The organism is Pseudarthrobacter sp. KH_020_B (genome assembly GCF_057840185.1).
Map to the genome: position 1 here is coordinate 503,598 of NZ_CM174506.1, position 21,454 is coordinate 525,051.

Consider the following 21,454-nt stretch of genomic DNA (forward strand, 5'->3'; position numbering starts at 1 on the left):
GATGTGAGAGAGCGTTGGGGGGGTGAGCCGGGCTTACTGGCCGCTGCGGGCTGAGGTGACCACCGGCAGCGGTGAGGTTTCGTCCACCAGTTCGGCCCGGCGTCGTCCGTTACCTTTGACCCACAGCCGGTAGGCGAGGACCAAAAGCCCCAGCCACGCCGCGCCCACGTACAGTGCCACGCGGGTGTCCTCGAAGGAGCCCAGGACGGCGATGACCAGCGCCATAAACGCGATGGCCAGGATGGATGCCGCGGGCCACCACGGGGACGGGAATTCCGACGCCGGCAGGCCCTTCCGCGCGATCTCCCGCTTCATCGCGACATGGGACGCCAGGATCATGACCCACACCCAGACGGTGGCGAACGTGGCAATCGAGGCGATCAGGATAAAGACGTCCTCGGGAATGACCGCGTTCAGAACCACGCCCACCAGGAGGATGCCGGCCATCATCACTACCGTCATCCACGGCACGCCATGGCGCGAGACCTTGCCGAAAACTGCCGGCGCATGGCCTTGGCCGGACAGCCCGAACAGGATGCGGCCGGCGCCGAAAATGTCGCTGTTGATGGCGGAGAGTGCGGCGGTGATCACCACGGCGTTGAGGATGTGGGGTGCGGCCGGGATGCCCAGGCCGCTGAAGATCTGGACGAACGGGCTGCCGTTGCTGCCGATTTCGTTCCACGGGAAGAGGCTCATCAGCACGCCGAGGGTCAGGACGTAGAACAGCAGGACGCGGACCGGCACCGTGTTCACGGCCTTGGGGATGACCTTCTTCGGGTCCGCGGCCTCGCCGGCGGTGATGCCGAGCGTCTCGATCCCGCCGAACGCGAACATTACGACGGCGAACGAGGCAAGGAGCCCCTCGAAGCCGTTGGGGAACATCCCGCCGTGCTCCACGAGGTTGCCAAGCCCCGGCGCTACCGTGGAGCCGCCGGCCTGGAAGCCGAACGCGATGATGGCGGCGCCGCCAACGATCATGGCGATGATGGCCACCACCTTGATCAGCGAGAACCAGAATTCGAGCTCGCCGAAGACCTTCACGCTGAGCAGGTTCAGTGCGGCCAGGAAACAGATGATGGCCAGGATCCAGATCCAGCGGTCCACCTGCGGAAACCAGAAGCCCATATAGATGCTGAATGCCGTGACATCCGCGATGGCCACAATCGCCATCTCAAAGACGTAGGTCCAGCCGGTCACGAACCCTGCGAGCGGCCCGAGGTATCGGCTGGCGTACTGGCCGAACGAGCCCGAAACGGGGTGCCGGACGGCCATTTCGCCAAGTGCCCGCATCACCATAAACACCGCCGCACCGCCGATGATGTAGGCGAGCAGGACCGCGGGGCCCGCCTTCTGGATGGCTGAGGCCGAGCCGTAGAACAGGCCGGTTCCGATCGCCGAACCCAGGGCCATAAAGCGGATATGGCGGACGTTCAGTCCCCTGTTCAGGACGTGCGCGACGGCGGATCCTGGCTTGGGCTTTTCGGCTTGGCGTGCGTCCTGGCTGGCGGCGCTTGGTGCTTGCTGCATACAAATACCTTCTCGTCATTGGGAGGGGGATCGCCAACCAGCAGACCACTTTGGTGCCCGAGGTGATGAGACTCACGGGTGGTTGGTGTCTTCGATCTCAGACTGGGGGCTGGCATCTGGGCTGCGCTTGGCTTGTAGTCCAAAACTATTGACATCATGTCTGGTTTTCTTACTTTTGAGATGTCAGCTTTGTTTTACATCTGGTGGGAATGGCAGGAGCCGAAATGTCCTTCGAAGAGAAGAGTGCCTGGATCATGGGGGTGGTGGCCGCGGGCTCATATGGCGTGTATCTGGCCATCGTCCTGGGCCTGGCCGGCACCATGCCCGTTGCCGAGGTTTCGTACGTGGCTCCACTGCTGTGGACCATCGGGGCTTCCATTGCTGCGTCCATCGCCCTGCACATACTCTTGGGCATCCTTTCGCCCAAGGAGGCCGGGAAGAAGGACCAGCGCGACAGGGAAATCTACCGTTTCGGCGAGTACATCGGGCAGTCATTTGTGGTCATCGGGGGTGTCACCACGCTGCTCATGGCCATGGCCGAGGTGGACCACTTCTGGATTGCAAACGTCATCTACCTGACGTTTGTACTGTCCGCGATCCTGGGGTCCGTGGCCAAGATCGTTGCCTACCGCCGGGGGTTCCAGCCGTGGTAAAGCCAACGCGGGTGACAAATTCCATCCGCCGCCTGCGGTTCGAACGCGGCGAGATGACGCAGGCCGAACTCGCCGACCGTGTGGGCGTCACGCGCCAGACAGTCATCGCCATTGAGCAGGGACGGTACTCGCCGTCCCTGGAGATGGCGTTCCAGATCGCCCATGTCCTCAGTGTGCCGCTCGAGGACGTGTTCCAGTACCCGCAATACGAAGGAGACGCATCATGAAAGCTATCGTGCAGGACGTTTTCGGGAATTCCGACGTGCTCCAGCTGCGGGACATTCCGCGGCCAGTACCCGGCAATGGGGAGGTGTTGATCCGGGTCCGTGCGGCCGGCGTCGACCAGGGCGTGTGGCACCTCATGACCGGGCGGCCGTACCTGATCCGGCTCTTTGGGTTCGGCCTGAAGAAGCCCAAGGTGCCGGTCCGCGGACGGGAGGTTGCCGGCGTCGTGGAAGCAGTGGGGGCTGGTGTTACGCGCTTCCAGCCCGGCGATGAAGTGTTCGGCACGTGTGAGGGGTCCTTCGCCGAGTACGTCTGCGCCAAGGAGGGCAGGGTCGCCGCGAAGCCCGCGAACCTCACGTTCGAGGAAGCTGCGGTGGCACCCATTTCGGGTGTTACCGCGTTGCAGGCCGTCCGCGATGCCGGACAGGTCACCACCGGCCAGAAGGTGCTGGTCATCGGTGCTGGCGGGGGAGTCGGTTCCTTTGCGGTGCAAGTGGCGAAGGCATTCGGGGCAGAGGTCACAGGCGTCTGCAGCACAGGAAAAATGGAGCTGGTCAGGTCGCTCGGCGCTGATCACGTCATCGACTACACCCGGGACGATTTTTCCGGCGCCGGAATGCGTTACGACGTCATCCTGGATACCGCCGGCAACCGGCCGCTCTCAATCCTGCGGCGCGTGCTGACCCCGCGGGGGACGCTGGTGATTGTCGGGGGCGAAGGCGGTGGGAAAATTACCGGCGGATTTGAGCGTTCGATGGCTGCGCCGCTGGCGTCGCTCTTCTCCGGCCAGAAATTCAAGGGACTTGTTTCAACCGAGAACTATCGCGATCTCGAGGCGCTGACGATGCTTATTGAAGCTGGCAGTGTGAAGCCCGCCGTGGACAAGATCTACGCGCTCGCCGAGGCGCCAGCCGCCGTCGAATACATGCACGAGGGGCGCGTGCGTGGCAAGGTGGTCGTCAAGGTCTGAGTGATTGTCAGGGTCTGAGTGAGTCATGTTATCCACATAGGCAAGAGGGCACGGTGCTTTTGCAGGACCCCCGCGGAAAGCTGGAGGTATGGAAAGCCGAGAAGCCTGGGAAGCCGAAAATCGAAAAGCCTTGGAGACAATCCGCTCGACGGCTTACGTTGTCGCGAGGAAAATCGTCGCGGCCGCGCCTGACCAGCCGTCACCCTATGGGCAATACGTTGATGCGGTGGCCCGTCAGGGCGTGTTCCTGGCCATTCTCGCCGACATCGCTCGGGTGAAAGCTGAGCTCGCTGCTTTGAAGACCAGGATTGCCGCAGGATACCCAGAGATGCCATCTTCTGCCCTGTTATTGTCAGTGCCTCGCAGGAAGATGTGACTATGGACAACACGGCAGTTGCAGAGGTTCTGGAGGCCATCGCGGCTTCTGCCTTGCAGATGGCCGGTGTGCTCCGTGGGGCAGTCGTAAATCCGGCTGAGGACCTGGCGCCAGGCTCATTGGCGGCTGCGCCGTCGGCCGATTGTCCGGCTGATGCCCTTTCCGCAACGGGCCCGGCTACGGGCTCGGACCTGCTGCGTTGGCAGGCTGAGGCGTGCCTGACCGTTCTGTCCGGAACTGCCGGGATGGAAGCCATGATGGCTGCCGTGAAGGTCCATGCCGTGAAGGGTTTCGATGAGGCGGCCCAAGCCATCGCCGCACCCATCACATCCCCGGAGGACCAGACCGCCCAGGACATGGGCATCCAGGCCGAGGTCGCCTGCGCCATGACGGTCAGCGAACGCGCTGCGGGTGCCCTGCTCGGCGAATCGCACGTCCTGACGACGGCCTTGCCGTTGACGTTGTCGGCGTTGCAGGCGGGGACGATTTCGTGGCAGCACGCGAGGATCGTGGTCGACGAAACGGTGAACCTGGACCCTGCCGGCAAGCAGGCATTGGAGGCGCATTTCCTGGACCCCGACGCCCCCAACGCTGCGCGTGGTGGCCTGGGCGGTGGGCTCGCGCCCGGGAGGTTCCGGCACAAGGCCCGCACCTGGCGGGAACGCCACCATCCGGTCAGCATCGAAAAACGCCATGCCCGCGGGGTTCAGGACCGGCGGGTGGAGTATGCCCGGACCGGGACGGTATGGCCTGGCTCTCCACCTACCTCCCCGCCGACACCGCCGCCGGGATCTGGAACCGGACCACCACCGCCGCGCGGGCCCTGCAGGGCCCCGAGGAATCCCGGACCCTCACCCAGCTGCGGGCGGACGTGGCCGCGGCCTGGCTTCTGGGAGGGGAGGCCGATCTGATCCCGTCACCGAAGGCCCAAGTCCTCGTGACCGTGCCGGTGTTCGCGCTGATGGGCCTGACCGAGGAACCCGCCATGCTCGACGGATACGGCCCGATCCCGCCGTCCATGGCCAGTGCGCTTGTCGCCGACGGCGCCGAATCCTTTCACCGCGTCCTGATCGACCCCCGCGATGGCGCTCCGCTGGAGATCGGGCGGACCAGCTACCGGGTCACCAAAGCCCCACGCCAATGGCTCCGGTTACGGGACGGGAAGTGCCCCTTCCCCGGATGCAGCAACCAATCGTTGGACAACTAAGCGGACCACCTCCTCGCCTGGGCCCACGGCGGCACCACCGGGATCTCGAACCTCGGTTCTCCGTGCCCACGTCACCACAGGCTGAGACACACCACCGGATGGACCCCCACTCCGGCCACCAAGAATGACCCTCCAGGCTGGACATCACCCACCGGACGGCAGTACGCCAGCGAACACCCCGACTGGGAACCACCAACCTGGCCGGAACTGAAAGACCCGGCGTTCTACGCAGGCGCCGTTGTAGATGGAGGCGTCCCGCCCGACGATTCGCTGGATGAGGAGTCCTACCCGGACTGGGCGCTATTTCTGAGCTCCGGGATGCACTCAGTCACCTAGGCAGGAACCCGACTTCAGGGCGCGAAGGTGAGCCCGCGCTCGCGGGCGGCCGCTTCGAGAATCCGCAAGGCCTTCGGGCCAATGCCGTGCATGGCAAGCAGTTCCCTGCGTCCAAGCGAGGCCACGTCCGTCAAGGAAGTGATGCCCGCATGGAGGAGGGCGCCGTTTGCCGGCCGCCCGATCGGGGGCAGATCCCCGATCTGCGCAGGAACGTCGCGGGTGCTCATGCCTGCCTCGCCGCAGTCTCGATGGCGGCCCGGTGCGCGGCCCACTCTTCAGGGCTCCGCGGAGTGAGGTTGGGGTCCCCTGGTCGCTGGCTGGCGTCCTCGTCGAACCATGGGAGGTGCCGGCCGCTGGGCGGCCAAAGACCTCGCCGAAGTAGCCGAGTTCCGTACTTGCCACATGCTTGACCAGGCCCAGCAGATTGGTGCAGGTGGGTGTGAGTGGCCGGCGGGCGTCGTACTCAGTCAGGCCGTCCAGCTTGCCGAGCAGGTTGTCGCGTCGGACGCGGAGGTAGTGAATGCAGGGTGTCTTTTTCGTCCATAGCGGGCACTCTACCGAACGGCCCGCTTTTCTTCGGGAACAGATCCCCGGTCATTCACAGCCGAGGAATAGTCTGGTATCCCGGACACTGACCGCATGTGAACGGCTCAATCGGAGCGGGCCAGGGGCGCAAGGTTAAGTACGGGATCCCGGACATGGCCGGAAGCCCCGCGAGAAATGACGGAGGGCACAGTGGTGTCGAATGCGGAAGCCAGGCCTGAGGCCAGCCGTGAACCAAAGGCGACGTCCAAAGTCCCCGCTGCCGAGAACACCCTTCGTATCCTCAAACTGCTGGCCTCGAAGCGGGGGCCGATGGCGGCGTCGAGCATTGCCACGTCCCTGGGGCTGCCGCGGTCCAGCGTCTACCACTTGCTCGGTGTGATGGAGGCGAACGGTTTTGTCCTCCATCTGCACGAGGAGCAGCGGTACGGACTGGGAATCAGTGCCTTTGAGCTGAGCTCGGCGTATTCGCGGCAGGAACCCCTGTCCCGCCTGGGCAGGCCGCTGCTCGCATCGCTGGTGGACGTGATCGGCGAGAGCGCGCACCTGGCGGTGCTTCATGGCCGCGACGTGCTGTACATCGTGGAGGAACGGGCCAAGAACCGCCCGTCCCTGGTGACCGACGTCGGCGTCCGGCTCCCCAGCCACCTCACCGCCAGCGGCCGCGCCATTCTCGCGGCATTGCCGAAGTCGCAGGTCCGCGCGCTCTACCCGAATGCCGATGCGTTCACCGCCCGGCATGAGGTGGCGGGCGCCATCATGAAGTACTCCGCGCTGTCCTCTCATTTGGACCAGGTGAGGCAGCGCGGCTACGCCACCGAACATGGCGAGGTGACGCCCGGCTTCGGCTCGATCGCCGCCGCTGTCACGGATCACGTGGGATGGCCGACGGCGGCAGTCGCCGTTACGTTCCTTGAGGACAAATTGCCGGCGGACCAATGGCCGGCGCTCGCCGCGCGGGTCCAGAAGGTGGCGGACGAACTGTCTATTCGCATCCACGGACGCCCTGCCAAGTAGTGCTGCCCGCCATCGGTCCGACAGGAACCTGCAGCGGTCTGGAATCCCGGACACTACCCCTCCGAAAGCCCTGTCCGGCCCGGCGCTGAACGGCTTTAGTTGATATAGAACCACTTCCCAACCACGCGAACCTCGTACTCGCCCAGAACACAAAGGAGCCCCCCCATGGCACCCGCCGATTTCACCACCGGTGCCCGCCCGGTCAAAGCAGCCCGCGGCACCGAGCTCACCGCCAAGAGCTGGCAGACCGAAGCCCCGCTGCGCATGCTGATGAACAACCTGGACCCCGAGGTGGCTGAACGCCCCGATGACCTGGTGGTCTACGGCGGCACCGGCCGTGCCGTCCGGTCCTGGGCCGCGTTCGACGCCATCACCCGCACCCTCGAGACCATGGAAAAGGACGAGACCCTCCTGGTCCAGTCCGGCAAGCCGGTGGGCGTGTTCCGTACGAACGAGTGGGCGCCGCGGGTGCTGCTGGCGAACTCCAACCTTGTGGGGGACTGGGCCAACTGGCCCGAATTCCGCCGGCTCGAGGCGGAGGGCCTGATGATGTACGGCCAGATGACCGCCGGATCGTGGATCTACATCGGCACGCAGGGCATCCTGCAGGGCACGTTCGAGACTTTCGCGGCGATCGCCCGCAAGCTCACCGGGGACGAGAACGGCACCCTCGCCGGCACCCTGACCCTCACCGGCGGCTGCGGCGGCATGGGCGGGGCCCAGCCGCTGGCCGTCACCCTGAACGACGGCGCCTGCCTGATCGTTGACGTCGACGAGACCCGCCTGCGCCGCCGCGCCGGCAAACGCTACCTCGACGAGGTCGAAACCGACCTCGACACCGCCATCGCCAAAGTACTCAAAGCCAAGGAAGAGCGCCGCGGCTGGTCCGTGGGCTACGTCGGCAACGCCGCCGAGGTGTTCCCCGAGATCCTGCGCCGCCACAAGGCCGGGGAGCTGACGGTGGATATCGTCACGGACCAGACCTCCGCCCACGATCCGCTGAGCTACCTTCCCGAAGGCATCACGGTCGAGGAATGGCACGCAGAGGCCGCCGCGGACCCGGAAGGCTTCACCAAGAAGGCCCAGGCCTCGATGGCCAGGCACGTCCAGGCGATGGTGGAGTTCCAGGACGCCGGCGCCGAGGTGTTCGACTACGGCAACTCGATCCGCGACGAGGCCCGCAAGGGCGGCTACACCCGCGCCTTCGAATTCCCCGGCTTCGTCCCGGCCTACATCCGGCCGCTGTTCTGCGAGGGCCTCGGACCGTTCCGCTGGGTTGCGCTCTCCGGCGACCCGGAGGACATCCGCGTCACCGATGAGGCCATCAAGGAACTCTTCCCCGAGAACAAGCACCTGCACCGCTGGATCGACGCCGCGCAGGAACGGGTCGAATTCGAAGGCCTGCCGGCCCGGATCTGCTGGCTGGGCTACGGCGAACGCGCCAAGGCCGGCCTGCTGTTCAACCAGCTGGTCAAGGAAGGCAAGGTCAAAGCGCCCATCGTGATCGGCCGCGACCACCTGGACTCCGGCTCGGTCGCCTCCCCGTACCGCGAGACCGAGGCCATGGCCGACGGCTCGGACGCGATCGCCGACTGGCCGCTGCTCAACGCGCTGCTCAACACCGCCTCCGGCGCCACCTGGGTATCCCTCCACCACGGCGGCGGCGTCGGCATCGGCCGCTCCATCCACGCGGGCCAGGTCTCCGTCGCCGACGGCACCGACCTCGCCGCACAGAAGCTCGAACGCCTCCTCACCAACGACCCCGGCATGGGCGTCATCCGCCACGCCGACGCCGGCTACGACCGCGCCCTCGACGTCGCCAAAGAACGCGGCGTCCGCATCCCCATGAACGAGACCCGCTAACCCACGCCCAACCCCACATCGATTGCTCCGTAACCGCCGTTTTGAGCCTCCAAAAGGGCACTTACGGAGCAATCGATCCCCACGAGCCCCCTAACCTCGCAAGCTCGGCCAGGGAACCCTGCTCGCGTGGCCCCAGAGAAGTAGGAATCATGACCATCACCGCTAATGCACCAACCCACTCACCGCTCACCGTCACCCTCGGCTCCAGCGGCGTCACGCCTGAGGACGTCGTCGCCGTCGCCCGTCACAACGCCCAGGTGACCATCGCCCAGGAAGCGCTGGACACTGTGGCCAAAGTCCGCGCGCACATCGACGAACTGGCACACAGCGAGACCCCCGCCTACGGCATCTCCACGGGTTTTGGCGCGCTGGCCAACCGGCATATCCCCAGCGACCTGCGCACCCAGCTGCAGAAGTCACTGATCCGCAGCCACGCCGCCGGCATGGGCCCGGCCGTGGAACGCGAGGTGGTCCGCGGCATCATGTTCCTGCGCGCCAAGACCCTCGCGTCCGGCCGCACCGGCATCCGTCCCGTCGTCCTGCAGACCACGGTGGACGTGCTCAACGCCGGCATTACACCGGTGGTCCGCGAGTTCGGCTCCCTCGGCTGCTCCGGCGACCTCGCCCCGCTGTCCCACTGCGCCCTGGTGCTGATGGGCGAGGGCCAGGCGGAAGGGCCCGACGGCGTGACGTACGGCGGGCGGGGTGAGGCGCCTGTCGCCGAGCTGCTCGCCGCGCACGGCATCGAACCGGTCACCCTCGCCGAGAAGGAAGGCCTGGCGCTGGTCAACGGCACCGAGGGCATGCTGGGCATGCTCCTGATGGCCATCGCGGACTTTCGTCAACTGCTGACGACGGCGGACATCACCGCCGCGCTCAGCGTCGAGGCCCTGCTGGGCACCGATCAGGTGTTCCTGCCCGAGCTGCATGCGGCCCTGCGTCCGCACCCCGGCCAGGCTGCCAGTGCGGACAACATGCTGCGCGTGCTGTCGAACTCCCCGATCGTGGCCTCGCACCGGGTGGGGGATTCCAAGGTCCAGGACGCCTACTCGCTGCGCTGCGCCCCCCAGGTGGCCGGGGCCGCGCGGGACACAGTGGACTATGCCGCCCTCGTGGCGTCCCGCGAGCTCGCCGCGGCCATCGACAACCCGGTGGTTCTGCCGGACGGCCGGGTGTCCTCCAACGGCAACTTCCACGGCGCACCGGTGGCCTACGTCCTCGACTTCCTGGCCATCGCCGTCGCGGATCTCAGCTCCATCGCCGAGCGCCGGACGGACCGGATGCTTGACCCGGCGCGTTCGCACGGGCTGCCGGCGTTCCTGGCCGCGGATCCGGGCGTGGACTCGGGCCTGATGATCGCCCAGTACACACAGGCAGGGCTGGTCTCGGACAACAAGCGCCTGGCCGTGCCGGCGTCGGTGGATTCCATCCCGAGCTCCGCCATGCAGGAGGACCACGTGTCCATGGGCTGGCACGCGGCCCGGAAACTGCGCAAGGCCGTGGAGAACCTTCGCCGTGTCCTGGCCATCGAACTGGTGACGAGCGCCCGCGCCATCGACATGCGGACGCAGCTGTCCGACGGCGAGCTCACCCCAGGCCCTGCAGGCACCGCCGTGATCGGGGTGCTGCGGTCCGTCGTCGAGGGCCCGGGAGCGGACAGGTTCCTGTCCCCGGAACTGGAGGCGGCTGACCTTCTGGTTGCCTCCGGCAAGGTCCGCGCGGCGGCCGAATCCGCCGTCGGAATTCTTGCCTGAGCGAGAATATCCTTCGGTGCTGCCGCCATATTCGTCCAATGTCGAAATATGGTGCGACACGAACATTTGGGCGCCGGGAAGTGTAGTAGAACTGAAGGTGTAGTAAAAGTCACATCAAAGAGGCTGTGGCGCAGGACGTATACAAAGGGGTAGTAGTTCAAATGAAAGCACGTGGGGCTGTTCTGTCGAGGCGCAATGTCCATTCGGCCACCATCTCGGAGTGGGGAACACTCAAAGCTGGGGACCGGGTGGAAATCATCAAACACGCGCACGTGATTGCGGCGGGCGAAGTGGAAGAAGTATCGCAGAGCGGGAACGTGCTGTGGCTCGTGCCGGCCACTCCGTCAGAGAAGGAACTTTTCCTTAAATCCGACGGTGTAGAAGTCCGCAGGACCTAGGAACGCAAGACCAAATACAAAAGAGTCCCTGCCTTCCGTTACCGGAGGGCAGGGACTCTTGCGTGGACCGCGGGCTGGATCGAAGCCCGGATCTAGGGCCGGATCAGCTCAGGCCGCAATGCTTTCGTACGTTTCACCGAAGGGGACCGACTCGTCCAGGGCTACGGTGAAGCGTCCCGGGCGAAGTCGTGTAACAAGGATGCCGCAGGCCGCGTCTTTTGCCGGCTCGATCAGCGTGGCCACAGCCTTGTCCAGGCCTTCGTGCATCTCGTGCGCCGTGGAAAACTGCAGGTCGATGGACAGAGAAGTCGGGGCTTCGACGGCCGCGACGGCGGCCACGGGGCGTTCCAAAATAGCTGTAGTCATATGCCGAACTTTCTGTGTCTCGTGCAAAAGGGCTCGGCCCACTGTACCCGCTACGACACATGGGATGTCAGATGACTGCCATCTCGCGCGCCCAGACGCCAAAAATCCGAAGCTTGTTCGCTGAACCGCACCGTTAAGGCGGGGTCCCGCGAACAAACTTCGGATAGAAGGTGCTGCCCTGATCAGCCTGCCATGCCCGCTTTAACGGCCAGGACGGGACAGTCAGCCTCGAGCAGGATCCGCTGCGATGTGCTGCCCATGATCAGTTTGCCCACGGGGGTGCGGCGGCGCAGGCCGATCACGATGAGCTCGGCGTTGTGCTCCTCCGCGGCATCAAGAACTTCCGCTGCCGCATCATGTCCACGGACCGGCTGCTTGATCACGTGGTCAATCCCGTGGGCCGCCAGGCGCGCCTCGATGCCCTGCATTTCGGGCTCCTGGGCGTACCGGTTGTCCACCAGGGCGTCACCCTTGGAGGAGTTGATGACCAGCAGGGTGGTGTTGCTCTTCCTGGCCTCGGCGATGGCCTGGGTCAGGGCCGCTTCGCCCTCCGGGGTAGGGACATATCCCACCACAATCGTCATGAACGCTCCTTGTTGTCTGTGTGATCTGCGTTTTCAGCGTGGCGCGGTGCGGGATGGTCCGGCGCTGCGTGGTCCGCTGCGGGCACTTCTGCGTTCACTGCTGCCGGGCGGTTCCGGCGGATCAGCTTGAACAGGAGCGGCCACAGCAGGATGAGGGCGATGATGATGTAGATGCCGACGGCGATCGGCTCGCTCAAGAGACCGGCGGGGTCGCCGGCGCTCAGCTGCAGCGTCTGGCGGAGCTGCTTTTCGATGCGCGGTCCGAGGATGACACCGAGGATGAGCGGCAGGACGGGAAGTCCGAAGCGCCGCATCATGAAGCCCAGTGCGCCGAGCGCCAGCAGGAGCACCAGGTCGAACGCCTGCAGGTTCACCGAGTAGGCGCCCAGCGTGGCGAAGAACAGGATGCCGGCATACAGGTAGGGCCGCGGGATCTGCAGGAGCTTGGCCCACAACGGTGCCAGGGGCAGGTTGATGATCAGGAGCAGGAAGTTGCCAATGAAGAGGCTCGCGATGAGGGCCCATACCAGCGGTCCCTGGCTTTCGAACAGCTGCGGACCCGGCTGGATGCCGTACTGCGTGAAGGCTGCCAGCATCACCGCGGCCGTGGCGTTGGTGGGCAGGCCCAGGGCCAGCATGGGGGTCAGTGTGCCGGCGGCGGCAGCGTTGTTGGCTGCTTCCGGACCGGCCACGCCCTCGATGGCGCCCTTGCCGAACTCCTCCGGATGCTTGCTGAGTTTCTTCTCGGTGACATAGGAGAGGAACGTGGGGATCTCGGCGCCGCCGGCCGGAAGGGCGCCGAACGGGAAGCCGAACGCAGTGCCGCGGAGCCAGGGTTTCCAGGACCGCTTCCAGTCCCGTTTGCCCATCCACGGACGTCCCACGGGGATGACCTGCAAGGGTGTGCGGCGCAGGTGTGCGGCAACCCACAGAGCCTCGCCCACGGCGAAGATGGCCACCGCAACCACTACGATGTCCAGGCCATCAGCCAGGAGCGGCACGCCGAACGTGAGCCGGGCCTGGCCCGTGACCACGTCCAGGCCCACCAGTCCGATGGCGAGGCCAAGGCCCAGGGACGCGAAGCCGCGCAGGCGCGAGGAACCCAGGACGGCGGTGACAGCCAGGAGTGCCAGAACCATGATGGCGAAGTAGCTGGGGGCACCCAGGCTGATGGCGAACTCCACCACGATCGGAGCGCAGACTGCCAGGAGGGCGGTGCCGATGGTGCCGGCCACGAACGAGCCGATGGCCGCCGTCGCCAGTGCCTGCGCGGCCCTGCCGGCTTTCGCCATCTTGTTGCCTTCGATGGCCGTGACCACCGACGACGATTCACCCGGCGTATTAAGCAGGATGGAGGTGGTGGAGCCGCCGTACATACCGCCGTAGTAGATGCCGGCGAACATGATGAAGGCACTGGTGGGTTCCAGGGCGTACGTGACCGGAAGCAGCAGTGCCACGGTCATGGCCGGGCCGAGGCCCGGGAGGACGCCGACCGCGGTACCCAGGACGACGCCGATCACGGCATAGAGGAAATTCATGGGGGTCAGGGCGGTGGCAAAGCCGTCCATCAGGGAGGAGAAGACATCCATCAGAGAATCCCTTCCAGGAGACCGGCGGGCAGGGCGATGCCAAGGCCAAGGTAGAAACCGTAAAAGGTCAGGAGGGACATTGCCACGGAAATGAGGCCGTCACGGATGTAGTTCCGGCCGCCCAGTGCCCAGACGCTGCCCCAGAACAGGATGGTTCCGGAGATGACCCAGCCGGCCCAGTCGATCAGCAGGATGTTGGCGACGAAGGCTCCCACCAGCGGCAGTACGGTCTTCCAATCGGCGGGGTGGGAAAGGTCCACGTCCTCGCCGCCTTCGGCTTCGCCCTGGCCGCCGCGGAGCACGTTGACGGCCAGCATGACAGCGCAGACCAGCAGCAGGCCGCCCACGATGAACGGCAGGGTTTTTGGTCCTACGGGATCAGACTGGGAGTAGGGGGTGACGATGCGGGCCGCGTCCGCGATGACCAAGGCCCCGGCCGCCCCGAGCAGGAGGGCAACACCCAGCTCGGAGCGGCCTTTGAGCCGTGAGGCCAGTGTTGGTGAGGAGCTCACGCCAGGCCAAGCTTCGTGAGGACGTCCGCCACCCGCTTGTCCTGCTCGGTCAGGAAGCTTTCGAACTCGGCGCCGGTGATGAAGGCGTCGCTCCAGCTGTTGGTCTTTAGGGCTTCCTTCCACGCGGCTGTCCCGTGCATCTTTTCGAGTGCCGCGATCAGCTTGGCCTTGTCAGCGTCGGTGATGCCCGGAGGGGCCACAACGCCGCGCCAGTTGGTGAAGACCAGATCGATGTTTGATTCCTTCAGGGTGGGAGCATCCACGCCGTCGAGCCGCTTCTCGCCGCTGGTGGCCAGGACACGGACCGCGCCGGATTCGATCTGCTTGAGGTATTCACCGGCACCGGAGGCCGCGAAGCCCACCTTGTTGCCCAGGATGGCAGGGAGAAGGTCCCCGCCGCCGTCGTAGGACACAAAGTTCACCTTGGTGGCGTCGATGCCCAGGGCGCCGGCCAGCTGCATGGGCAGGAGGTGGTCCGGGCCGCCGGGCGAGGAGCCGCCGCCAACGCTGATGGAGCCCGGGTCAGCCTTCCAGGCGGTAACCAGCTCGTCGATGGTCTTGTAGGGCGAATCCTTGCTGACCATGATGGCGCCGGGCTCTTCGATGAGCCGGGCCAGGGGAGTGGTGGCCGTCAGCTTGGACTCGGACTTGTTGGTGTAGCTCGCGCCCACCACGCCCAAGCCCATCAGCATGGTGAGGTCGCCGTTGCCCTTTTCGTTGACGATACGGGCGAGGCCCACGGTGCCACCGGCGCCGGCGAGGTTGAAGACTTCGGGGTTCGTGGCGATTTTCTCGTCTTCGAGGACTTTGGCCGCCACTCGGGCGGTGGTGTCGTAGCCGCCACCCGCAGTATTGGGGACCATGATCTGGAGCCCGGTCAGCGGGCCGGCGGGGGCGCCGGAAGTGGCTCCGTCAGTGGAGCTCTTCCCGGTGGCACCGCAGCCGGTGGCCATCAGGGCGAGGCCGGCGGCGACGGCGGCAATACGCAATGCGCGGATCTGGCGCATGGTGTTCCTCTTCTCTAAAAATGTTCTCTAAGAATGCTCAAGAAACTGACTGATGATCCGATGCTAGGCCGCTACGTGACGGTCATCACTCTTGTGTACGCAGAGAAAGTTAAGTTCATTGCGTTCACGTTTCCGGCGGTCCACCCTGGCTCTGCGGCAGGCATAGTTCAGGTAGCCTGACCACCAGAGGTCCGACAACCAGAGAACCCGCAACCAGAGGAAAGAACCACAGTGACTCGACGAAGAGGCATGTCCCTTGCGGGGCAGTACCTGGTTCTGCAGTTGCTCATCGTTTTCGCCGTCCTGGTGGCCGTGGTGGCCATCTCCCTGGCCCAGTCCGCTGCGGCGTTCGAACGGGTTGAGGGCCGCCGGGCACTGTCCGCTGCCGAAGCCCTGGGTGCCAATCCCACCGTACGGGCACTCCTTCCGGACGCCGGACCCCGTGGCGGCTCGGCCCTCCCCGCCGTTGCCGAGTCGGTGCGGACAGTCTCCGGATCCTCGCACGTCGCGCTGGCCAAGCTCGACCGCATAGTGGTTGCCTCCTCCAATCCCAGCCTGCTGGGCCAGCCCTTGGAACTTGGCGCCAGCCGCGTGCTGGAAGGCCGCGCGTGGACCGGCGTTGTGGACGGATCCGGCACGGAGGAACTGTCCGCGCACGTTCCGGTCCTCGACGACACCGGAAAAATGATCGGCATTGCGGCCATCAGCCGGAACTACCCCTCCACGTTGGAGCGGCTGGGCGATGCCGTGCCCAACCTCCTCACGTATCTCGGCGTGGCCAGTGTGCTGGGTGTTGCCGGCTCGCTGCTGCTCTCCCGCCGGGTCAAGCGGCAGACCCTGGGCATGGAACCGAGCGAAATCACCGGCCTGGTGGAAAACCGCGAGGCCATGCTTCATGGCCTGAAGGAAGGCGTGGTGGCGCTGGACCCGCACGAGCGCATCACCGTGGCCAACGACAGCGCCCGCGCGCTGCTGGGCCTCCCCACCGACTGTGTGGGCAAGCGGCTCGCCGGCCTGTCCGTGGAGCCCGCGCTCAAGGAAGTCCTCACGCGCGAGCAGCCGGAGCCGGACCAGCTGGTGCTCGTGGGCGACCGGCTGGTGGTGCTGAACCGGGTGCCCATCCGTTCGCGCGGCCGGGACATCGGCTCCGTCACCACGCTGCGTGACCGCACGGAACTGTCCGCCCTTGAGCGGGAACTCGGCGCCACCCGGACGGCCACCGACACCCTCCGCGCCCAGGCCCACGAATTCGCGAACCAGCTGCACGTGATCTCCGGCCTCATCCAGATCGGGGAGTACGATTCCGTGGTCCAGTTCGTCAACGGTGCCACGCTGGACAGGACCCGGCTCAACGACGAGGTCACCAGCCGCATCGAGGACCCGGCGCTCGCCGCGCTCCTGATCGCCAAATCGAGCCTGGCCACCGAACGCGGGGTCACCCTGCAGCTTGACCCGGAATCCGGGCTGGAGCGCGTTGACGATGAGCTTTCCAGGGACCTGACCACCGTCGTCGGGAACCTCGTGGATAACGCGTTCGACGCCGTCACCGGGCTTCCGGAGGCAGTGGTCAGGGTGCTCGTGGAGGACACAGCCGACGGCGTGACGGTCACCGTCCGCGATTCCGGCCCCGGCGTCGCCGGGGATCCGGGGGAGATCTTCCGGCAGGGTTTCACCACCAAGGACCCGGGTCCCGGCGGCAGCCGGGGCTTCGGCCTGGCGCTCTCCCGGGTGGTCTGCCGGCGAAGCGGCGGCGACCTCACGGTGACCAACGACAACGGGGCGGTCTTCACCGCCCGGCTGGAAAGAACCACGCTGGAACGAACACGGAGACTGCAGCAATGATCAAAGTCCTGATCGTCGATGACGACTTTATGGTGGCCAAGGTCCACGCAGGGTTCATCCAGCGCACTCCCGGGTTCGCCGTCGTCGGGGTGGCCCACACCGGCGCCCAGGCGGTCATCGAAACCGGTCGGCTCCAGCCGGACCTGGTGCTGCTCGATATCCACCTGCCGGACATCAACGGCCTGGACCTTATGCACAAACTGCGCGAGGTGGCCCCGGAACTGGACGTCCTGGTGATCAGCGCCGCCCGCGAGGTGGACACGGTGCGCAAGGCCCTCCGCGGCGGGATTGTGCACTACCTCATCAAGCCCTTCTCGCAGACTGACCTGCAGGAACGGCTGGAGCACTACCGCAGCGCCTACCATGGCCTCGACTCAGCCAAGGATGTGGCGGAGCAGTCGGACGTGAACCGGGTGTTCGGGCTTGACCGGACCGATCGGCCGCTGCCCAAGGGCTGCAGCATCGAAACGCTGAAGCTCGTGGAAGCTGCCCTGAAGGAGGCCGACGGCGACCTGTCCGCCAACGAAGTGGCCGTCCAGTTGGGCACGTCCCGGGTCAGCGCGCGCCGGTACCTGGAGTACCTCAACGACGAAGGCGTGCTGGAGGTCCGGCTCAAGTACGGCGTCGGCAGGCCCGAGCGGCGCTACGTGCTCAAGGCTTAGCTACACCGGAGCCGGCGCTACGCCATGCCCAGTGCGGCCTCGATCGGACCGACGGCGAAGAACAGCAGGAACGCGCCGGCCACCGCCCACATCAGCGGGTGGACGTCTTTAGCCCGGCCCTGGAATGTCCGGATCAGGACATAGGTGATGAAGCCTGCGCCGAGACCGTTGGCGATGGAATAAGTGAACGGCATCAGGGTCAAGGTCAGGAAGGCCGGGATGGCGATTCCCCAGTCCTGCCAGTCGATCTTGCCCACCTGGGAGACCATCATGAAGCCCACCACCACCAGGGCAGGACCAACAGCCTCGAACGGAACGAGGTTGATCAGCGGAGTGAAGAACATGGCCACCAGGAACAGCAGGCCGGTGACGATGGACGCCACGCCGGTCCGCGCACCCTCGCCGATCCCGGCACCGGCTTCAACGTAGATCTGGTTGGCGGAGACGGACGCGCCGCCACCCACGATGGCGCCGAGGGCGTCCACCTGGAGCACGCGGTCCACGTCCGGGATGTTGCCGTCCTTGTCCACCGTGCCGGCCTCGTTGGCCAGGCCCACCATGGTGCCCATGGCGTCGAAGAAGATGCTGAGCAGGATCACAAAGGCCAGCAGCGTGGCGGCCACGAAGCCCAGGTATTCAAAAGCGCCGAAGGGGTTGGCCTTGCCGATCAGCGACAGGTCCGGGGCGCTCCACTCCGTAAAGGACGGCGCCACCAGGGACCAGCCCTGCGGGTTGAACGGCTTGTCCGGAGCGACGCTGGGACCGATGTGGAGCGTCATTTCCAGGATCACGGAAATGATGGTGGACGTGACGATGCCGATCAGGATGGCGCCCTTGACCTTGCGGACCACCAGGGCGATGGTGAGGATCAGGCCGAACACAAAGACGGCAGTGGGCCAGCCCAGCAGCTTGCCGTCATAGCCCAGGCCCACGGGAACGGTGGTCCCGGCAATATCGGGGATCCGGCGGACGAAGCCGGCGTTGACCAGCCCGATCAGGGCGATGAACAGGCCGATGCCCACCACGATGGCGGTCTTGAGCCCGTCCGGGACGGCCCTGAAGACGGCGGTCCGGAAGCCCGTCAGGACCAGGATCATCATGGTCACGCCGGACAGGACCACCAGGCCCATCATGTCCGGCCACGTCAGGCCCGGGTTCGTGGCGACCGTGACGGCCACAAACGCGTTCACGCCCAGGCCCGCGGCCAGCGCGAAGGGGTGCCTGCCCCAGGCGCCCATCAGGATAGTGAGGATGCCGGCCACAAAAGCCGTCACAGCAGCCACTGCGGTGAAGCCGAGTGTGTTGCCGCTGGAATCCGGGCCGGAGAGGATCAGGGGGTTAAGCACCACGATGTAGCTCATGGCGAAGAACGTGGCAAAGCCGCCGCGGATCTCGCGGGAGAGGTTGGACCCCCGTTCGGAGATCATGAAGTACCGGTCCAAGGCAGAGCCCTGCTTAAGCATTAGTCCTCCGGGATGTGTTGTTGGGGTTACTTGATCCTAGAGGGCGGGGACTGCGCCTAAAATACGCGCCTAGAATGTCTGTCAGGAACCTCACAATGCCTGAGCAAACGTTGGAGACACTTTGACTACTGACACATCGACAGTCCAGCAGCTCCCCGCATCGCACGTCGCCGACACCCACGATCTGATCAGTGTGCAGGGCGCCCGGGAGAACAACCTCAAGGACATCAGCATCGAGATCCCCAAACGGCGCCTGACGGTGTTCACCGGGGTGTCCGGCTCGGGCAAGAGCTCACTGGTGTTCGCGACGATCGCCGCCGAGTCCCAGCGCATGATCAACGAGACCTACAGCGCCTTTGTGCAGGGGTTTATGCCCAATCTGGCCCGGCCCGACGTGGACCACCTTGAGGGCCTGACCACGGCGATCATCGTTGACCAGGAACGGATGGGCGCGAACCCCCGCTCCACGGTGGGTACTGCCACGGACGCCAACGCCATGCTCCGGATCCTTTTCAGCCGGCTCGGCACACCGTACGTCGGGCCGCCCACGGCGTTTTCCTTCAACGTCCCGACGCGGAAGGCCAGCGGTGTGATGAGCACCGAGAAGGCCGGCGGCCGGGTCGAGAAGGCCGTCGTGCAGAACGTTGTCTACCTCGGCGGCATGTGTGCACGCTGCGAGGGCATGGGCTCGGTCTCCGACTTCGACCTCACTGCGCTCTACGAAGACAGCAAGTCGCTCAGCGACGGTGCACTGACCGTCCCCGGGTACAGCATGGACGGCTGGTACGGCCGGCTGTTCGAGGGCATGGGCCTCCCGATGGACAAGCCGATTTCCATGTTCACGAAGAAGCAGCTCGAGACGATGCTGTACTCCGAGCCCACCAAGATCAAGGTTGAGGGCATCAACCTCACGTTCGAGGGCATCATCCCCAAGATCCAGAAGTCCATGCTGTCCAAGGACGTCGAGGCGATGCAGCCACACGTGCGGCGCTTCGTGGAGAGTGCCATCACGTTCCAGGCTTGCCCCGAGTGTGCGGGCACGCGGCTCAGCCCCGAGGCCAGGTCCTCGAAGATCCAGGGCAAGAACATCGCCGATCTCTGCGAGATGCAGATCAGCGACCTGGCCGAGTGGGTCCGCGAGCTCGACGAGCCGTCGGTGGCGCCGCTCCTCAAGGGCCTTCGGCACCTCCTCGACTCGTTCGCCGAGATCGGGCTGGGTTACCTCTCGCTGGACCGCCCGGCCGGCACCCTCTCTGGCGGCGAGGCACAGCGCACCAAGATGATCAGGCACCTCGGCTCGTCCCTCACGGACATCACCTATGTCTTTGACGAGCCCACCATCGGCCTGCACCCGCACGACATCGAGCGGATGAACCAGCTGCTGCTGCAGCTGCGCGACAAGGGCAACACCGTGCTCGTCGTCGAGCACAAGCCCGAGACCATCGCCATCGCCGACCACATCGTTGACCTCGGTCCGGGCGCCGGCACCCAGGGCGGCAGTGTCTGCTTCGAGGGCAGCGTGGAGGGGCTGCGGGCCAGCGATACCATCACCGGCCGCCACCTCGATGACCGGGCCGCGGTCAAGGGATCAGTGCGTAAGCCGTCCGGCGCGCTTGAGGTTCGCGGGGCGTCCACGCACAACCTCCAGGGCGTCGACGTCGACGTTCCGCTTGGGATGCTGTGCGTGGTCACCGGTGTTGCGGGTTCGGGCAAGAGCTCACTGATCCACGGTTCCGTGGCCGGCCGCGACGGCGTGGTGGTGATCGACCAGGGCGCCATCAAGGGCTCGCGCCGCAGCAACCCCGCAACGTACACCGGCCTGCTTGAGCCGATCCGGAAGGCGTTTGCCAAGGCCAACGGCGTGAAGCCCGCGCTGTTCAGCTCCAACTCCGAAGGCGCCTGCCCCACCTGCAACGGCGCGGGTGTCATCTTCACCGAGCTGGGCGTGATGGCCACCGTCGAGTCCACGTGCGAGGACTGCGAGGGCCGCCGGTTCCAGGCGTCGGTGCTGGAATACAGGCTGGGCGGCCGCAACATCTCCGAGGTGCTGGCCATGTCCATGACGGAGGCTGGGGAGTTCTTCAGCGATGGGGAGGCCCGCACGCCGGCCGCGCACAAGATCCTGGACCGACTCGTCGACGTCGGACTCGGGTACCTGACCCTCGGCCAGCCGCTGACCACGCTGTCCGGCGGAGAGCGACAGCGCGTCAAGCTGGCCACGCAGATGGCGGAGAAGGGTGACATCTACGTCCTCGACGAACCGACCACAGGCCTCCACCTCGCCGACGTCGCGAACCTGCTGGGCCTCCTTGACCGCCTGGTTGAGTCCGGCAAATCGGTGATCGTCATCGAGCACCACCAGGCGGTCATGGCGCACGCCGACTGGATCATCGACCTCGGTCCCGGTGCAGGGCACGACGGCGGCAAGGTCGTTTTCGAGGGGACGCCCGCCGAGCTTGTGGCCGCCAAGTCCACGCTCACGGGCAAGCACCTCGCGGCCTACGTGGCTGACAGGCAGGGCTGACAGGCAGGGCGGCTAGGCTGAAAGGAAAGCACCAGT

Annotated in this window: 19 protein-coding genes and 2 pseudogenes; 12 read left to right on the forward strand and 9 right to left on the reverse strand. The window is 65.8% G+C overall.

Going from position 1 to position 21,454, the window contains the following annotated elements:
- Positions 1-33 precede the first annotated feature (33 nt).
- The gene (locus AC3IT0_RS02455) at positions 34-1,527 is read right to left on the reverse strand and encodes an amino acid permease (protein WP_489322240.1); all 1,494 of its coding nucleotides are present in this window, start codon (positions 1,525-1,527) and stop codon (positions 34-36) included.
- Between the two features lie 224 nt (positions 1,528-1,751).
- Between AC3IT0_RS02455 and AC3IT0_RS02460 the strand changes: the two genes are divergently transcribed.
- The 5 genes and pseudogenes from AC3IT0_RS02460 to AC3IT0_RS02480 all read left to right on the forward strand — a co-directional run bounded on the left by AC3IT0_RS02460 (position 1,752) and on the right by AC3IT0_RS02480 (position 5,294).
- Positions 1,752-2,180, forward strand: coding sequence for a hypothetical protein (locus AC3IT0_RS02460; RefSeq protein ID WP_489322241.1), 429 nt, complete (start codon positions 1,752-1,754; stop codon positions 2,178-2,180).
- The gene (locus AC3IT0_RS02465) at positions 2,174-2,407 is read left to right on the forward strand and encodes a helix-turn-helix transcriptional regulator (protein WP_104062950.1); all 234 of its coding nucleotides are present in this window, start codon (positions 2,174-2,176) and stop codon (positions 2,405-2,407) included. The genes AC3IT0_RS02460 and AC3IT0_RS02465 overlap by 7 nt, the downstream gene beginning before the upstream one ends.
- Complete coding sequence (locus tag AC3IT0_RS02470) at positions 2,404-3,375, forward strand: NAD(P)-dependent alcohol dehydrogenase (protein ID WP_489322242.1); 972 nt, start codon at positions 2,404-2,406, stop codon at positions 3,373-3,375. Before AC3IT0_RS02465 ends, AC3IT0_RS02470 begins: the two co-directional genes overlap by 4 nt.
- Positions 3,376-3,463: 88 nt before the next feature.
- The gene (locus tag AC3IT0_RS02475; protein ID WP_489322243.1) at positions 3,464-3,751 is read left to right on the forward strand and encodes a hypothetical protein; all 288 of its coding nucleotides are present in this window, start codon (positions 3,464-3,466) and stop codon (positions 3,749-3,751) included.
- 59 nt (positions 3,752-3,810) lie between these two features.
- A pseudogene (locus AC3IT0_RS02480) lies at positions 3,811-5,294 on the forward strand (HNH endonuclease signature motif containing protein).
- Between the two features lie 14 nt (positions 5,295-5,308).
- Here AC3IT0_RS02480 and AC3IT0_RS02485 read toward each other — a convergent pair.
- The gene (locus AC3IT0_RS02485) at positions 5,309-5,521 is read right to left on the reverse strand and encodes a helix-hairpin-helix domain-containing protein (RefSeq protein WP_489322244.1); all 213 of its coding nucleotides are present in this window, start codon (positions 5,519-5,521) and stop codon (positions 5,309-5,311) included.
- 157 nt (positions 5,522-5,678) lie between these two features.
- A pseudogene (locus AC3IT0_RS02490) lies at positions 5,679-5,882 on the reverse strand (mycothiol transferase); the annotation flags it as partial.
- Positions 5,883-6,014: 132 nt separating this feature from the next.
- Between AC3IT0_RS02490 and AC3IT0_RS02495 the strand changes: the two are divergent.
- From AC3IT0_RS02495 to AC3IT0_RS02510, 4 genes are all read left to right on the forward strand, one after another.
- Complete coding sequence (locus tag AC3IT0_RS02495; RefSeq protein WP_489322245.1) at positions 6,015-6,854, forward strand: IclR family transcriptional regulator; 840 nt, start codon at positions 6,015-6,017, stop codon at positions 6,852-6,854.
- 165 nt (positions 6,855-7,019) lie between these two features.
- Positions 7,020-8,717, forward strand: coding sequence for a urocanate hydratase (gene hutU, locus AC3IT0_RS02500; RefSeq protein WP_489322246.1), 1,698 nt, complete (start codon positions 7,020-7,022; stop codon positions 8,715-8,717).
- A 149-nt stretch (positions 8,718-8,866) separates the two neighbouring features.
- A complete protein-coding gene (gene hutH, locus AC3IT0_RS02505) occupies positions 8,867-10,471 on the forward strand; it encodes a histidine ammonia-lyase (RefSeq protein ID WP_489322247.1) in 1,605 nt (534 codons plus the stop codon).
- Positions 10,472-10,632: 161 nt separating this feature from the next.
- The gene (locus AC3IT0_RS02510; protein ID WP_489322248.1) at positions 10,633-10,869 is read left to right on the forward strand and encodes a hypothetical protein; all 237 of its coding nucleotides are present in this window, start codon (positions 10,633-10,635) and stop codon (positions 10,867-10,869) included.
- Between the two features lie 108 nt (positions 10,870-10,977).
- On the opposite strand, the gene AC3IT0_RS02515 is transcribed toward AC3IT0_RS02510, so the two are convergent.
- From AC3IT0_RS02515 to AC3IT0_RS02535, 5 genes are all read right to left on the reverse strand, one after another.
- Complete coding sequence (locus AC3IT0_RS02515; RefSeq protein ID WP_489322249.1) at positions 10,978-11,235, reverse strand: hypothetical protein; 258 nt, start codon at positions 11,233-11,235, stop codon at positions 10,978-10,980.
- A gap of 182 nt (positions 11,236-11,417) precedes the next feature.
- The gene (locus AC3IT0_RS02520) at positions 11,418-11,819 is read right to left on the reverse strand and encodes a universal stress protein (RefSeq protein ID WP_489322250.1); all 402 of its coding nucleotides are present in this window, start codon (positions 11,817-11,819) and stop codon (positions 11,418-11,420) included.
- A complete protein-coding gene (locus tag AC3IT0_RS02525; RefSeq protein ID WP_489322251.1) occupies positions 11,816-13,408 on the reverse strand; it encodes a tripartite tricarboxylate transporter permease in 1,593 nt (530 codons plus the stop codon). Before AC3IT0_RS02525 ends, AC3IT0_RS02520 begins: the two co-directional genes overlap by 4 nt.
- Positions 13,408-13,920, reverse strand: a complete 513-nt coding sequence (locus AC3IT0_RS02530; protein ID WP_489322252.1) for a tripartite tricarboxylate transporter TctB family protein — start codon at positions 13,918-13,920, stop codon at positions 13,408-13,410. Before AC3IT0_RS02530 ends, AC3IT0_RS02525 begins: the two co-directional genes overlap by 1 nt.
- Entirely contained in the window at positions 13,917-14,927 is a 1,011-nt protein-coding gene (locus AC3IT0_RS02535; protein WP_489322253.1) for a Bug family tripartite tricarboxylate transporter substrate binding protein, read from the reverse strand. Before AC3IT0_RS02535 ends, AC3IT0_RS02530 begins: the two co-directional genes overlap by 4 nt.
- Before the next feature lie 249 nt (positions 14,928-15,176).
- Between AC3IT0_RS02535 and AC3IT0_RS02540 the strand changes: the two genes are divergently transcribed.
- Both AC3IT0_RS02540 and AC3IT0_RS02545 read left to right on the forward strand, forming a co-directional pair.
- Complete coding sequence (locus AC3IT0_RS02540) at positions 15,177-16,769, forward strand: sensor histidine kinase (RefSeq protein WP_489323888.1); 1,593 nt, start codon at positions 15,177-15,179, stop codon at positions 16,767-16,769.
- Positions 16,766-17,431 carry a response regulator gene (locus tag AC3IT0_RS02545; protein ID WP_489322254.1) on the forward strand — a complete coding sequence of 222 codons (666 nt, stop codon included), beginning with the start codon at positions 16,766-16,768 and terminating at the stop codon, positions 17,429-17,431. The genes AC3IT0_RS02540 and AC3IT0_RS02545 overlap by 4 nt, the downstream gene beginning before the upstream one ends.
- Positions 17,432-17,448: 17 nt before the next feature.
- Here the strand turns inward: AC3IT0_RS02545 and AC3IT0_RS02550 are convergent, their stop codons facing one another.
- Positions 17,449-18,894: an NCS2 family permease gene (locus tag AC3IT0_RS02550; RefSeq protein ID WP_489322255.1), complete on the reverse strand. Its 1,446-nt coding sequence runs from the start codon at positions 18,892-18,894 to the stop codon at positions 17,449-17,451.
- Between the two features lie 121 nt (positions 18,895-19,015).
- Here AC3IT0_RS02550 and AC3IT0_RS02555 point away from each other — a divergent pair, with 121 nt between their 5' ends.
- On the forward strand, positions 19,016-21,418 hold the full coding sequence (locus tag AC3IT0_RS02555) for an ATP-binding cassette domain-containing protein (protein ID WP_489322256.1): 2,403 nt from the start codon (positions 19,016-19,018) through the stop codon (positions 21,416-21,418).
- Positions 21,419-21,454 lie beyond the last annotated feature (36 nt).